Origin of the sequence: Dysgonomonas sp. PH5-45, from assembly GCF_029893235.1 — a bacterium.
Lineage (GTDB): Bacteria > Bacteroidota > Bacteroidia > Bacteroidales > Dysgonomonadaceae > UBA1309.
This window is the reverse complement of the sequence record NZ_JARXWE010000042.1, coordinates 1-14,563: the sequence shown is the minus strand read 5'-3', so window position 1 is coordinate 14,563 and position 14,563 is coordinate 1. Positions and strand designations below refer to the sequence as shown.

Below are 14,563 nucleotides of genomic sequence, written 5' to 3'. Positions count from 1 at the left end.
CAAGTTCAAGTCCGTTGACTCGAAAAACCTTTATAACTAACTAAATTTCAAATATTTCAAAGAACTATCGCAAGTTTTTAGTGGACACTAATGATATCATAGCATTATTGAAAGGAGAGTAAGACATGAGAACGATTAAGTTCAGAGGAAAAACATATGATAGTAAATGGGTATATGGAGATTTAATACATGGAGTAGGAAACAAACATGGACGTATGTATATTCTTCCTGTAACTCCTATATACCCAAAAGGATGTGATAGTTTAGACGGATGGGATGTTATTCCCGAAACCGTCGGGCAATTAATCTGCGTTATCCCCAATACCTCAATGTATGTAGACAACTCACGGGAATTATACGAAGATGACATTTTTATCTCCGAGAATAGAAGCGCAAAGTATGTCGCTAAGTATGATGACTTTGGTGAATATTATGGAATATCCAACAAAGGTGATAAATATGGAGCTTTCACTACAAGACTAAACAGAGGCAATATTGATAGACTGAAAGTAAATATTATCGGAAACATCCACGACGATCCGAAACTATTAACCAATTATGAAAAATAACCATGAAACAAAGACCAGGCTTACCCCTCCTATATAAACAGGAACAAACTTAAAGCCATCAGCAGCATTCCTGCCACAAGCCCCATGATAGAAATATGGTGTTTCCCATATTTTTCGGCACTGGGCAGAAGTTCGTCAATCGAAATAAATATCATAATACCCGCAACCGCGGCCAGCACCACTCCATTCATGACCGGAGTCCAGAATTGCAACAGGAACAGATAAGCTATCAGCGCACCCACAGGCTCGGCCAGCCCCGATAGGAACGAATACCAGAAAGCTTTCTTTTTGCTCCCCGTTGAATGGTAAATAGGCACAGCCACGGCAATACCTTCCGGAATGTTATGAATGGCTATTGCTACGGTTATGGGAATAGCCACATCGAGCGATCCCAATGCCGAGGTGAAGGTAGCGATACCTTCGGGAAAATTGTGAATGGCTATCGACAAAGCCACAAATACACCTGTGCGCTTCAAGGAAATTTTTTTGTCTACGTCCTCCACTCCTATTATTTCGTGGGGATTGATGGCTGTTTCGGGAATAGCAAAGTCTATGAGGTTTATTAGTCCCATCCCGCCGAAAAATGCCAGAATCATATACAATGTGCCTTGTTTTTCGCCAAAAACAGATGTCAGCTCAGTTAGCGACTGCGGCATCATTTCCATGAAAGAAACATATATCATCACCCCTGCCGAAAATCCCAGCGACGCACACAAAAACTTAGTGTTAGTCTGTTTGGCTATCAACGATATAAGACTGCCTATACCTGTCGACAGGCCGGCAATACAAGTCAATATAAAGGCAAAAAGTATATGTTTCTCGTCCATATAAAGCTATTCACTAATAATTAACACATTAAGACAAAGATATCGAAAACATTTATAAGATATAACATCCTTCGCTCAACAAAGTTTTATTCGGGAGCAACAATAAATAAAAGTTTTAGTACACTTTTAAAACATAAATACCTAAAACTGTTTTATTTTTGTAGTCGAAATATTTTATGTGAACTTTGATATATGGAATTTTTGGAAGTCTTTTTAATGCCTTCGGCTTGGATAGCCTTGTTGACGCTTATTTTTTTGGAAGTTGTTTTGGGAATAGATAACATAGTTTTTCTTTCCATCGTTTCGTCGCGCCTCCCTGCCCACGAGCAGCCCAAAGCCCGCAAAATAGGGTTGATACTGGCAATGCTGTGCCGTATAGCCCTCCTGTTTTGCATATCGTTGCTGATGAAACTTTCGGAGCCTATTTTTATTTTCGATACCGTTTGGATTGACGGCGGCATATCGGGACAAAGCATCATCATTTTTGTGGGAGGTTTGTTCCTTCTCTACAAAAGCGTATCCGAAATACATCATAAACTTGAAGGCGAGAGCGAAACCCACACCGGAAAAGCCAAAAGCAAGATGGCGTCGGTCATTGTGCAGATAGTTGCTCTCGACATTGTTTTCTCGCTCGATAGTGTGCTTACAGCCGTCGGGCTGGTAAGCTTCAACGAATTTGGCTACGCAGGAGCTATGGCAATAATGGTTACGGCCATCGTTGTTGCGGTTTTGGTTATGCTGCTCTTTTCGGGTCCTGTCAGCAATTTTGTGAACAACCACCCTACCATACAGATGTTGGGATTGTCGTTTCTGATACTTATCGGAGTGATGCTCTTGGTTGAAGCCGCGCACTTGTCGCATCTCACAATATTGGGTACGGAAGTTGGCGAAATTCCTAAGGGATATATTTACTTTGCCATAGCATTCTCTTTGCTGGTGGAATTCCTGAATATGAAGTTGCGGAAAAAATCGGAGCCCGTTAAACTAAAGGACACAGAGCTGATTGATATCAACAAAACGAAAGAACAATAAAAAGATGAAATTTATAGGGATAATTCCTGCCCGTTACGGCTCGTCACGTTTCCCGGGAAAACCGTTGGCCGATATGGCTGGCAAACCCATGATACAACGGGTTTACGAACAGGTAAAAAAGGCTCTCAACGAAGTATGGGTAGCTACCGACGATGAGCGTATTGCCGATGCCGTACATGCTTTTGGCGGAAATGCCGTAATGACATCCACGCACCACCGTAGCGGAACCGACCGTTGTCGGGAGGCTTTCCGGCTGATAAATAAAAAAGATTTTGATGTTATCGTAAACATACAAGGCGATGAACCTTTCATTCAGCCCGAACAGATAGAAACACTGATAGGCTGCTTTTCGTCGCCCAACGTTCAGTTGGCAACGCTCGTAAAGCCTTTTACCGAAGAAGATGGTTTTGATGCCCTCTTCAACCCGAACTCACCCAAAGTGGTGATAAACAAAACCGACGAAGCCATTTACTTCAGTCGCTCCATAGTGCCTTATATCCGCGATGCCCACCATACGGAATGGCTCGGCAAGCATACTTTTTTTAAACATATTGGTATGTACGCATACAGGGCAAACGTTTTAGAGGAGATAACACAACTGCCACCTTCGAGCCTTGAACTTGCCGAATCGCTCGAACAGCTTCGCTGGATAGAAAACGGATACAAAATAAAGGTTGGCTACACCACGCAAGAAACCATCGGGATAGATACGCCCGAAGACATGGAAAATGCATTAAAGCTGTTAGCGCTGAAGTAGAACCTCATGCCGATAAATAAAATCGAGTAGGAGGAAAATGAACTAGTTTCCTCCTATTTCATTTTCCGACCTCTCACACCACCACGCATGCCGTTCGGCACGTGGCGGTTCCTTAATTACGATGCATTCGGCTGTATATTGCTACAATTGATGGGTATCCCGCTTTGGCAAGATTGGAGTTTGTTATGGAACGGCTTAGAGTCCAGCTACCCACTATACGCCAATAGCCTTTCCGAGTATTCGACCATTGCCATGCCCAGTATTTACTGATACCACATCTTTGAAGATTTGTTATATAGTCTTTACCTTCTTCCAACACTTCCAAATATACATACGGATTCTTCGTTGAAGCCATCCGTGAGAGGCCATCTCATCATTGTGAGACAGTCTCTTTGTGTTTATTTATAGCTGGAAGAACTATTTCAATCCTTTGCAAATTAAAATATAAAACTTATATTTGCAAATAGATAACAGAGTTATTTGAAAGCATGAAAAACTAAGTGTATCTAAGCACTTTATACTTACTTATCTACTGCCCGTTTCATGCGAGAGTCTTCAAAAACTACTGATAGTCAATTTGATACCTTCAGACTACCACAAATATACATAAAAAAGAGCAGTAGGTTTAAAGAAACCTACTGCTTGTCACATATTTTATTACAAAACAAGAATCTGTACTTACCGTACAAATTTTGCTACAACTTTTCCATCTTTCAAGAATGTAAGTGTATTCTCTGTTACCGACAGAGTACTTACGCCTCCTACGGCTTCCATAAATTTGCTTTCGCCTGCAAGGTCGGCGCAACCTCTTCTTGTTGCCATGATGGGGCCCATGCTTAGCGTATATCCTGAAATACCGAAATCGCCGCTGAAAGTGTTACAACCTGCATTTCCCGACATTCTGTTTGGGAAAAACTCAACATAAGGCATTCTTCCTGACGGAAACAACTTCTTTATATCCTGGCTGCCTAAAGATTCTAATGTCCATTTGTTTTGCAACAAACCTTGGTCGATAGAACGGGCGAAGGTAGCAATAACCGTACCGTTGTCCGAAAGAGTCATTTCGTTGTTTGCAATAGCAACCGTAAGCGGCTTTGATAGTATGGCTGTAAATTCAGACTCTTTATTTTGTCCGGGACACATCATCATAGTTGATATTAAATTGCCTGCTTTAAGCACCCCTTTCTCGAAAGTAAAAGGCCCGCCAATAGTGTTGCACCCCCCGTTTCCGGATAGTCTTTTTTCGGCTGTGTCGAATTTCAGATATGGAACTTTATCCGTAAAGTATTCGGAAGCTACCTGCCCTTTAAAATTGGTTAGTACCCATGTTCCGGATATATCATTGTCCGATTTTACAGTATTGCCCGACGATTTACAACTTTGCATAGTTAATCCCGTTAACAACATTAAAGCTGATAACAGCATTATTTGTTTTAATGTTTTCATGTTTATAATTTTTTTTTGGTTTTTCTGATCTAATCTCTTTGTATATAAACAACTCCTCGTCTTTTATGTTCAAAAGATTTAAAGTCGGGCAAAAATACAGATTATTTTTTCTACAACCTACATACATTGACTGACAGAATGGCCTATGGTTGCTTCCAAATTATCGTTTTTAATGTTTTATTGTATATATTAACAATAAAGCTTATGTCAGGTAAAAAAAACAGATATCTTTGTTTTTCAGTAAATGTAAAAGTATTATTTAATTTAAATCACTTATGAAAAAATTATTTTTTTCTTCATTGTTAGTCTTGGCTTTCATGGCCTCAAATACAGTAATGGCTCAAGATACAAAACAAGCTAACGATACAAAAACAAAAACCGAATGTCCTAAGGGAAATAAAAAGCCTTGTTGCGATAAAGACAAGAAAGCTTGCGATAAAAAAGCATGTTGTGACAAAAATTGCCCTAAAAAAGAAACATGTCCTAAAAGCGAAAAGAAAGCTTGCTGCGATAAAAAGCAAACCAACAAATCGACCAAAAAATAATACGAATGAAATTTGCTTGTAATCAGAACTTTGTTCTGTATTACTAAAAGATAAAGCATAAGGAAGGTGTCTGGAAATGAAGATGCCTTCCTTGTTTTTATAGTATATTTCTTTTAACTTTACGGTTATACTTAATCAAAAAAGTAATATTTATGGAACCTCAAGTAATTGATGCGGAATTTACTACATCTGCAAATTTTATAACGAAATATACCGAACAGTTCTTGAAGACGGTAGGTGTGCCGGAGGATTATATTAGTGTTGTGAATCTGCTCATTGTTTTAGCTCTTGCCGCACTCGTTGTATATCTACTCCAAAAGGTTGTGAATTGGGGTGTTACATTTATATTTAAACGCTTGCATAAAATAACTAAGCTAAATATATTTAAGTATGCCATAAAAAACCGCTTACCTCATTATTTGGCCTTGGTTGTCCCTTACACATTTGTGATAAACGCTATACCCACCATATTTGTTGACTATAAACAGCTTATCGGGCCGTGTATCAAAATAGCGGATATCTACATCGTTTTTATGATTATCTGGACAATAATGGCTTTGGTTCACTCTCTGGCCAATATGTTGGAAGAAAAAACCGCTTTCCGGCATAAGCCCATGAAAAGTTACTTGCAGGTAATACAGATTGTGTTCTATATATTTGGCGCAGTAGCTATTTATTCTATATTGACAGGGCACTCTGCCACCGGTTTTTTTGCGGCCATGGGGGCGGCATCGGCTGTAGTGTTGTTGATGTTTCAGGATACTATTAAAGGCTTTGTGGCGAGCATACAAATATCGTCGAACAACACCGTGCAGGTGGGCGACTGGATAACTATGAACAAATATGGCGCGGATGGCGATGTGGAAGAAATTAACCTATCGAGCGTAAAAGTGCGGAATTTTGACAAAACCATAACAACCATACCAACGTATGCCCTTATATCCGATTCTTTTCAGAATTGGCGGGGAATGCAAGAAAGTGGCGGCCGCCGGATAAAACGGTCTATAACGATAAAACAATCTGATATACGCCATCTGAGCGATGAAGAGTTGGACGAGTTCGAAAAATTCACTCCTTTGGCAGAATTTATAAAGAAAAAACGAGCAAAATACGATGCCTTAAACAAAAAACTTCATATAGACTCCGGTTCCATCCTCAAGGGGTTTGGCATAACCAATTGCGATTTATTTATGACTTACATCACTTGGTACTTGAAGCATAATCCGGATATAAGGAACGATATGACTTTGCTTGTCAGACAGATGCCACCTGCGGCCGATGGCTTGCCTATCGAAATTTATACATTCACAAACACAACCGTGTGGGGCGATTATGAAGCCATAATGGCCGAAATATTCAATCACCTGATAACGGCTGTTCGTCCATTCAATTTAACAATCTTAGAAACAGTGTCAAGCACGGATAGCTTGACAGTGAATCTGAAACAGTGATTTGTGAAAGAAAAGTATCTGTAACATAATATTTTTTATTCCCTAAGGATTACCTTTGCTCCGTAATTTTTTTTGAATTATAATGAAAAACACGAAATACTTTTTTGTCTTTCTGCTACTGACTTTGTTGGTAACCTTTGCCCATGCAAAAAACTACACCATCAAAAATGTGCCCAATGTTTATAAGATGGAGGGGCGGCAATGGGTAAGCAATCCCGACAAAATTATTGATGCACAGGATGTGAAGACGATGAACGATATGATAGACGCTTACGAGAGAATGACCTCGCGTGAGATTGTTGTCGTAGCCGTTAAATCGATAGGAAAAACCGATTCGAAAGTTTTTGCAAACAAATTATTTAACCTTTGGAAAATAGGTAAAGAAGAATTGGATAATGGATTGCTTATTCTTTTGGTCGAAAATAATCGAGAAGTTGTTTTTGAAACAGGAACAGGTATGGAAAAATACCTTTCCGATAGGACTTGTTACGAAATTCAACAGGAATGGATGATAAGTTGGTTCAAAGAAGGTGCATATGGACGAGGACTACTCAGTGGACTTGAGGGAGTTATAAACTACATGAACACAAGTTCTGTGTCTGCCAACAAGGATACTTCTGAAAACAAAATTGAAGAAGCAGAAAAAGCAGAAAAAGCAGAAAAAGCAGAGAGTGAAGGCAAGGACATAGCTACATATTATCAGGAAAACAAAGAGCTTTTAGGTTGGGCTTGGCTTTTTCCAACCGTGATAGGGCTTATCTTTTTGTTTGTGGCGGGTGCCGGAAAAGGTGGGGCCGAAAAAAAAATAGCATCAATAAAGAAAACGAGTAAGGTTTTATATCTTATATATCTGATCCTTTGTTGCAATCTGCCGGGGATATTGGTGATTTTCATATTCCAAGGGCTTTATACATACTATTTGCGTATACCTAAGTGTCCTAAATGTAGATCTACCCGGATAAAAGATATTAGAGAGGAGGGAGAAGTTTCGGCTCATCTTAGCCGAATAGAACTTGCCGAGATGCGGTCTGGCTCCACAACTTTCTTTATATTGTTTTGTCCCACTTGTAAGTATATATCTAAAGTGCCTTTCCGAAACAACAATGCGTTTAAGAAATGCCCCCAATGCCAGGCATACACGATGGGAAAAACAGAGGAGAGGATAAGGGAAGCTCCAACTTCATCCACGACAGGGGTGAAGGAAGTGACCTACCGTTGCCAGCATTGTGATTTTACACAAACTAAAGATGAGTTGATTGATATTAAATCTATAAATTATTCAAGTAATAAAAGTAATTATTCAGGCAGCAGTTATAGCAGTCAGTATAGGCGAAATCTTCCTCATGCTGTACCTCCTCAATACAACAATGGCTATGCGAACAATGGTTCTCCGACGGATAATGTATCGAATGGCGGCGGATTTTGGAAAGCATTCTTTGGAGGAGCAATAGGAGCAACAACAGGGGTTTATTTAGGGAATAAATTATCTCAATACGGAACAAGGAAAAGTAATACCGATAACTATTCTTCGTCACAGTCTTCGCCTTCTTCGTCTAATTCTTCTTCGAAGGCCACTGATCTTGTGGGTGGAGGCTCTTCTCGTGGAGGCGGTGCCCGTAGTAGCTGGTTAGATATCTTTCCCTCATCTTCCTCATTCTCTTCCTCGCCCTCATCCTCTTCCTCCTCATATTCGTCAGGTAGCGGAGAGAGTTCACCATCCTCATCTTCCTCATCATCTTCGTTGTTTGATAGTAGTGAGAGTTCGTCCTCGTCATCATCAACGAGTAGTAAACGCAGCTCGTCTTCTTCGAGCAGAGGTGGCGGTTCTTCTCGTGGAGGTGGTTCGTCGAGCGGTGGTGGAGCCCGTAGTAGTTGGTGAAACTGAAAAAAGATGTATTAAGTAACTATTCCACCGGAAGAATTTCTATCCAATAATTATCGGGGTCGTTTATAAAATATAGACCCATGGAGTGGTTCTCGAAACAAACGCATCCCATATCTTTATGGTAAGCTCTGTTTTGAGCATAGTCTCCTTCGAGGCGAAAGCACAAATGGCTTTCGTTTTCGCCCAACTGATAAGCTTCTGTATGGTCGCGCAGCCATGTCAGTTCTAATAAGAACGGCGATATTCCGTCTGTAAGATATACCAGAATGAAAGAACCGTCAGGGGCTTCTTTTCTGTGCGACTCTTTCAACCCCAATGCTTTATCGTAAAACTCTATGCTTTTTTCAAGATTGGTTACGTTTATGTTGAAATGATCGAATTTAGCTTTTATACTCATGATGACTGTTGTTTTTGATTATGTTATACTAACAAATTAATGTTCTGATCTGTTTTTGAGGGAGACGAAGTTTTTCAGATATTCCGGATAAAATCGTCTATGGTTTGTTCTTTTCCGAGGTTCATTTTCTTTTTCAGATGATAGCGGTTTGTTATCACGCTTCTGGGGTCTATCGACAGCATTTCGGCAATATCTTTCGTTCTCATTCCTATGCGGATATATGCGCATAAACGAAGTTCGTTTTCGGTTAGTTGGGGAAATTGATCTTTCAAATTCTTGAAAAAATCGGGATGCACTTTTTCGAAGTGGAATTTAGATTTTTCCCATCCGCTTTCCTTATTAAGGTTTGAGGAAGTAAATGTTTTTATTTTCCGCCACACTTTGTCCGAAATATCTTTCGATTTGTATAGCGGTTTCAGGGTTTCGAGCAATTGCTCCAGCATTTTACTCTTTTCGGATACCAATAATTGAGAGGTCGCTATTTCGCGTTCTTTTTCTTCCATCTGTCTTTCCATCTCCATTTTTTCCAGACGGTTATTGATTTCTTTATTTTTTAGCTCTTGGTCGAGTTGAATGATTTTCAGTTCCTTTAGTTTTCTTTCTTTATTTATGTGGAGAAGGGAGAACACGATAATAAGGAGTATAACTGTAAGCACGGCACTTATTAGCAGCCATTGGGTTTTCTTGATTTTTGCTTGCTGTTCGGTAATCTGAATTTGTTGTTGATAGTTTTTTAGTTCGGTATGACTTTTTATGCGTTGTACTTCTTTCATCTTATTGGTCAAAGCCAACGAGTCTTTCAGTGCGACCGACTGTTTCAGATATTTATACGCCAAGGCGTCATCGCCTTTTTGCTTATAGATATCGGAGAGCATGGAATTCATATTGCTTTCGAAGGTAATCAAACCTAACTTTTTTATATATGGCATTGCTTTTTCAATATATAAGATGGCATTGTCGTAGTCTTTTTTTAGATAGAATAATTTTCCTAAATAGTATAAAACATCACTCTGCCGTACTACCGAAGGGGCGCTGTATGTGCTTATCAGATTGTATGCCTTGTTTAAATATATATTTGCGCTATCGAATTCCTTAACATAAACGAGGCTATTGCCCAAAACTATATTCAGAAAAATGGCAGAGGTTGTGTCTTTTCTGCTTTCGGCATTAAAGAGATCTTTTTTTACGAGAGGTATTATTTTTTCCGGATTACCTATCATCAATTGTATTCCGTACGAGTTAGATCTGACGAAAGAGGCCGTTGTGTTGTATCCGGCTTCGGTGAAAATATTTTCAGCCTTTTTTATATTGGCAATTGCATTTTCCAGTTCCCCCAGATGTGCCCATAGAGCACCTATGTGATTGTAGGCTAGAGCGATAAAGGGAGCGTCATCGTCATCGTCAAACAATTCTATTGTTTCGTTCAGATATTTGTATGCCTCGGCATAACGTATCGTCGCATTGACGTATAATATACTTTTTAGCAAAAGCGTTTTTGCGTATTCGGCTGGGTATTCGTCTTTCGATAAGACGTTTCTTGCTTGGTCTATGAGGACATCCACTTTTTTTACATCGGGGTTTCCTCCACTATTCAGAAGTATCAAGGCTTCAAGATATTGAACACGGGCATGGTATACAGGGTCGTTTTTCATTAAATCAAGTTCATACAAATCGCGGATTATTTGTTTATGGCCCTCATCAAAAATAAAGTCGCTATAATTAAAATAGAGTCTGTGAAACTCTGTATATATAGAATCGTATAAGGCTATATCTTTCTTTTTAGTGTTTTTTGCCTCAATATTTTGAAATCCGGATAAAAAACAAAGAAATATTAATGGAATTCTTAAAAAATATACTTTCATGGGTAGTGTAAATATATAAATATCAAATAATTGATGTTCGTCACACAAATATACTACAAATGATTGTGTAAACATACTTTTGTTATGATATCTATATTTTTTCTATACTATTTTTATTGTTTTTTGTGGTGTATGGCATAGATTTGCAACATATCAACCTTGAGTGAATTTTCGAAACCAAAGTAAAATTCTTAAAAATTCTAACAAATGAAAAAAAAAGCACTACTACTTTTCTTTGCGGCGTTTGCCTCAATAAGCAGTATCTGGGCACAGGCTGAGTTTATCAACAACTCAACAACGATCCAGAACTTAAGAGATGTTTCCGAAAATGGGAAATATGGAACAGGACAATCTTCTAAAAAAACAGCCATGTTTTGGAATATTGGAGAGGGTCAGATACAAAGTCTCAGTGACTATTTCATAACCGGGCCTTATACAGGATATAAGGTAGCTAATGATGGGACAATGGTAGGCTCGTTTCCTGACGAGAACATCATGGTTCCGTTAGAATGGAATGGTGAAATTAGCGACTATCCCATTAATACCGGTGGTGTATGGAAGGATGGCGAATGGACAAGCTTTGGTGTAGGGCTTTTTGATGGTACTGTTACCTCCGGAATGGGTGTAGGTACTTTCACTATTACGCCTGATGGAAAACATATTGGTGGCTATACATATAAACGTGTAAATGAAAACAATACCTTGTATCCATGTGTGTGGACCAAAACCGGCGAAAATTGGGTAGCTGAAACTTGGGCGCAACCCGAGGGTATTACTCAGGGATCGGTTATAAGAGATATGTCGAATGATGGAAAAGTAGCTGTGGGTTGGGCCAACTTCGGATCAGGTTCATGGGGTGTTATCTGGAAATCGAAAGATGAATGTATATTACCCAAAAGAGAAAACGGAGATATTGTAGGAGCCTTCTTTGATGTGAGTGCAAACGGAAGATATGCATTGGCACGCTCTGAGGGACAGACTACACTTTATGATATTGAACGTGACGAGTTTATAGATTTGGGTGCCGGTTTAGACTATCCTGAAACACTTGGAAATGGTGTAAGCAACGATGGAACAGTGGTAGGTTGCTATTTAACATCATCAAGTGTCAGACGTAGCTTCATTTGGTCGTTCGATATGGGATTCATGGAGCTTAAAGATTTCATTTCTTTATATTTGAGTGATTTGACAATACCATTGGCTTTTTCACGTAACTTTAACGACGGTGTAAGGGGTAATAATGAGCTTGTTGCGATTTCGGCCGATGGAATGATGATAAGCGGTTATGCAAAGACAACTAATATTGCAACTCAGCCTTTTATTATAAAATTAGACGGTGCTTTGGATATATTGCCTTATCCCGAAAACCTGACGGCAGTTGTTGCCGATCGTAATGATGTAACTATTTCGTGGGATGCGTTGTCTAAAAGTGACGAAGAATTGACAGGATATAATGTTTTCAGAAATGAAGAATCTATTGCCACTATTACGGCAGAAAAAACATCATATACAGACGAAGGCGCACCTGCCGGATATCACGATTATACCGTACAGGCTCTATATGGCGAGAAAACATCGCGGGTTTCCAGAAAAATTAATGTTGCCGTAGTAGATAACTATGATATTCCGTTTGTTGATGATTTTGAATCACGTAGCATAAAAACTAATTACTGGACAACAGAGATCACTTCCGAACGTGAAAATCATGTTTCTTTCGCTGTTAACTCGCTTGAGGGTATTGGTGGTACAGGAAATATAGACGGTTACTCGGCCCTTTCTTTTTATACAATATACAACTCCGGAGTTTATGACGCATCGGCTATCTCAAAACTTTTAGATGCAACAGATAAAGCAAATGTGTATTTATCGTATATCTATAAAGCGGATTATTATAATCCGGGTATAGAGAATTTTTCTTACGATGTTGTACATGTTGACGTATTTGATGGAACAGAATGGCAAACAGTAAACACTACTGAAACGACTGCATTTAAGGAGTGGGCAACTCAAGTTCTTGATCTTTCATCGTATGCGGCAAATAAAATGTTTAAATTCCGTTTCAGAGTAGAAGGGGAAAACTTTACAACGGATGCCAAAAGAATTCTTTTTGATAATGTAAGTATCTCAACTTCATTGCCCGAAGGAGCTGCTGTTCCTAAGAACTTATTGGCCAGCACTAACAACGACGAAAAACTGGAGTTGGCATGGCAAAACCCCAATATGGAAGTTTATGCTCTGACATATGCAAAATCGAACAGCAAGTATGCGGTTGGTAGAGGTGACGATGAAACGCTTATTGCCGTAAATAGTTTCGACAAAAAAGATCTTGAAATGTATGATGGATTGTATATGACATCAATCAGCGCATACATAAACCAAAAAGCCGAAATATTGGAAGGACCTACAGAAATACGATTGGCTGTTTTTGTTGATGGAGAAAGAGTTAGCAGTCAGACAATTGATAGTTTTGTGCCAAGAAGCTGGAATACATTTGTGTTGGCTTCGCCAATAGAGTTAAATGCTGTAACTCAAAACCTGAAATTTGGTATAGAAGTAGTTAGTAGCGATGCTTTGGAAGAAACGATAGGTTGTGATGCTACTCGTAATCCGGTTACAGGTAAAGGTGACTTGTTCTCTGTAGACGGCGGACAGACATGGAAAAGCATGACTGACGAAGGAACAGTAAACAACTGGTGTATAATAGGTGATGTTACAGCTCAAGGAAAAGCTATTACTTATAGAGATTTCAACGTATACGGATATGATGTGTATCGCGATGGAGTGAAGGTTAACGAAGACCTTATCTTTGCTCAAAGCTATTTAATGGAAAACATTCCGGCATGTTATACAGTGAAGGGATATTCTTTAACAACATATATATCGGCTGCTTCTGACGAAAAATACGCAGGTAACTTTATGATCGAAGCATCTGCCGAAGGTGAAGGTAATATCGACCCAGCAGGTAGCGTACCTGTTGCATATGGAACAGACAAAGCGTTCAGTTTTGCCGCAAACGAAGGCTATATACTATCGGAAGTTTTGGTTGACGGAGTAAATATTCCAGAGGCAGTAACAAGCAAAGCTTATACATTCCAAGGCGTAAATCTTGCCCATACTATTGTAGCTAAGTTTGAGAAAGACAACGGTAGCGGTATAAACGATATTGAAGTATTGCAAATAAGTGTATCTCCTAATCCAACAACAGGTAAGGTTACTATCAGCAATAACGAAAATATAAATACTGTTCAGTTGTTCGACACTGCAGGTAAGCAAGTATATATGGTAAGCAATATAAACGAAACAGAAACGGTTATTGATTTTACAAGTCTTCCAAATGGGGTTTACTTCCTGAAGGTTGACGGCAAAACTATAAAAGTAGTAAAACAATAAAGGTTTTTCATTTTCTTTTTACAGTGTGGAGGCTGTTCCCTTATGGGGCAGCCTCTGTTTTTTAGGCTATAATTTTGCTTGTCCGGTATTCTATATATCGGGGTTTGGGCTGATACAATATTGTCGTTTATCCCTCTCTTGTTATAGTGTCGTAATAGAGATGATGTATGGCAATGCTTTGAAGAAAAACATGCTGTAAGAATGACTCCCGGGAATAACTTTTTGCGCTAAAAAAACTTTTGCAGCTGTGTTAGAAATGGAGTCGGTATTATTGTAAAGTAATTCCATTTGTATAGATAAAAAAAGAAAAGAGGCTGTCTCACAATGATGAGATGGTCTCTTTTTTTTGGGGGTATAAAAAAGAAGCAAACCTTTATTTCTCTAAACAAAGGTTTGCTAATG

General features: G+C 39.1%; 12 protein-coding genes. 7 read left to right on the top strand and 5 right to left on the bottom strand.

Going from position 1 to position 14,563, the window contains the following annotated elements:
* Positions 1-125 precede the first annotated feature (125 nt).
* The gene (locus tag M2132_RS11270) at positions 126-569 is read left to right on the top strand and encodes a YopX family protein (RefSeq protein WP_280673590.1); all 444 of its coding nucleotides are present in this window, start codon (positions 126-128) and stop codon (positions 567-569) included.
* Positions 570-598: 29 nt separating this feature from the next.
* Here M2132_RS11270 and zupT read toward each other — a convergent pair whose 3' ends face one another.
* Positions 599-1,396 (bottom strand): zinc transporter ZupT, encoded by a 798-nt coding sequence (zupT, locus tag M2132_RS11265; RefSeq protein ID WP_280673592.1) that lies wholly within the window; start codon positions 1,394-1,396, stop codon positions 599-601.
* Between the two features lie 192 nt (positions 1,397-1,588).
* Between zupT and M2132_RS11260 the strand changes: the two genes are divergently transcribed.
* Complete coding sequence (locus M2132_RS11260) at positions 1,589-2,428, top strand: TerC family protein (protein ID WP_280673593.1); 840 nt, start codon at positions 1,589-1,591, stop codon at positions 2,426-2,428.
* 4 nt (positions 2,429-2,432) lie between these two features.
* Positions 2,433-3,185: a 3-deoxy-manno-octulosonate cytidylyltransferase gene (gene kdsB, locus M2132_RS11255; RefSeq protein ID WP_280673595.1), complete on the top strand. Its 753-nt coding sequence runs from the start codon at positions 2,433-2,435 to the stop codon at positions 3,183-3,185.
* Positions 3,186-3,297: 112 nt separating this feature from the next.
* On the opposite strand, the gene M2132_RS11250 is transcribed toward kdsB, so the two are convergent.
* Both M2132_RS11250 and M2132_RS11245 read right to left on the bottom strand, forming a co-directional pair.
* Positions 3,298-3,540 (bottom strand): hypothetical protein, encoded by a 243-nt coding sequence (locus tag M2132_RS11250; RefSeq protein WP_280673597.1) that lies wholly within the window; start codon positions 3,538-3,540, stop codon positions 3,298-3,300.
* 323 nt (positions 3,541-3,863) lie between these two features.
* Entirely contained in the window at positions 3,864-4,631 is a 768-nt protein-coding gene (locus M2132_RS11245; protein ID WP_280673599.1) for an META domain-containing protein, read from the bottom strand.
* Positions 4,632-4,906: 275 nt separating this feature from the next.
* Here M2132_RS11245 and M2132_RS11240 point away from each other — a divergent pair, with 275 nt between their 5' ends.
* From M2132_RS11240 to M2132_RS11230, 3 genes are all read left to right on the top strand, one after another.
* Positions 4,907-5,176, top strand: a complete 270-nt coding sequence (locus M2132_RS11240; protein ID WP_280673601.1) for a hypothetical protein — start codon at positions 4,907-4,909, stop codon at positions 5,174-5,176.
* Positions 5,177-5,328: 152 nt separating this feature from the next.
* A complete protein-coding gene (locus M2132_RS11235; RefSeq protein WP_280673603.1) occupies positions 5,329-6,627 on the top strand; it encodes a mechanosensitive ion channel family protein in 1,299 nt (432 codons plus the stop codon).
* Between the two features lie 82 nt (positions 6,628-6,709).
* Positions 6,710-8,506, top strand: a complete 1,797-nt coding sequence (locus M2132_RS11230; RefSeq protein WP_280673606.1) for a YgcG family protein — start codon at positions 6,710-6,712, stop codon at positions 8,504-8,506.
* Between the two features lie 25 nt (positions 8,507-8,531).
* Here the strand turns inward: M2132_RS11230 and M2132_RS11225 are convergent, their stop codons facing one another.
* Together M2132_RS11225 and M2132_RS11220 are read right to left on the bottom strand one after the other, a co-directional pair.
* Positions 8,532-8,909 (bottom strand): VOC family protein, encoded by a 378-nt coding sequence (locus tag M2132_RS11225; protein WP_280673608.1) that lies wholly within the window; start codon positions 8,907-8,909, stop codon positions 8,532-8,534.
* A gap of 74 nt (positions 8,910-8,983) precedes the next feature.
* On the bottom strand, positions 8,984-10,561 hold the full coding sequence (locus M2132_RS11220; protein ID WP_280673610.1) for a LuxR C-terminal-related transcriptional regulator: 1,578 nt from the start codon (positions 10,559-10,561) through the stop codon (positions 8,984-8,986).
* Positions 10,562-10,978: 417 nt separating this feature from the next.
* On the opposite strand from M2132_RS11220, the gene M2132_RS11215 reads away from it, so the two are divergent.
* A complete protein-coding gene (locus tag M2132_RS11215) occupies positions 10,979-14,161 on the top strand; it encodes a T9SS type A sorting domain-containing protein (RefSeq protein ID WP_280673612.1) in 3,183 nt (1,060 codons plus the stop codon).
* The last annotated feature ends 402 nt before the right edge of the window (positions 14,162-14,563 follow it).

Coding starts and splice junctions, on each gene's coding strand:
- M2132_RS11270 (WP_280673590.1), top strand. CDS start 126: ATGAGAACGATTAAGTTCAGAGGAAAAACATATGATAGTAAATGGGTA.
- zupT (WP_280673592.1), bottom strand. CDS start 1,396: ATGGACGAGAAACATATACTTTTTGCCTTTATATTGACTTGTATTGCC.
- M2132_RS11260 (WP_280673593.1), top strand. CDS start 1,589: ATGGAATTTTTGGAAGTCTTTTTAATGCCTTCGGCTTGGATAGCCTTG.
- kdsB (WP_280673595.1), top strand. CDS start 2,433: ATGAAATTTATAGGGATAATTCCTGCCCGTTACGGCTCGTCACGTTTC.
- M2132_RS11250 (WP_280673597.1), bottom strand. CDS start 3,540: ATGGCTTCAACGAAGAATCCGTATGTATATTTGGAAGTGTTGGAAGAA.
- M2132_RS11245 (WP_280673599.1), bottom strand. CDS start 4,631: ATGAAAACATTAAAACAAATAATGCTGTTATCAGCTTTAATGTTGTTA.
- M2132_RS11240 (WP_280673601.1), top strand. CDS start 4,907: ATGAAAAAATTATTTTTTTCTTCATTGTTAGTCTTGGCTTTCATGGCC.
- M2132_RS11235 (WP_280673603.1), top strand. CDS start 5,329: ATGGAACCTCAAGTAATTGATGCGGAATTTACTACATCTGCAAATTTT.
- M2132_RS11230 (WP_280673606.1), top strand. CDS start 6,710: ATGAAAAACACGAAATACTTTTTTGTCTTTCTGCTACTGACTTTGTTG.
- M2132_RS11225 (WP_280673608.1), bottom strand. CDS start 8,909: ATGAGTATAAAAGCTAAATTCGATCATTTCAACATAAACGTAACCAAT.
- M2132_RS11220 (WP_280673610.1), bottom strand. CDS start 10,561: ATGAAAAACGACCCTGTATACCATGCCCGTGTTCAATATCTTGAAGCC.
- M2132_RS11215 (WP_280673612.1), top strand. CDS start 10,979: ATGAAAAAAAAAGCACTACTACTTTTCTTTGCGGCGTTTGCCTCAATA.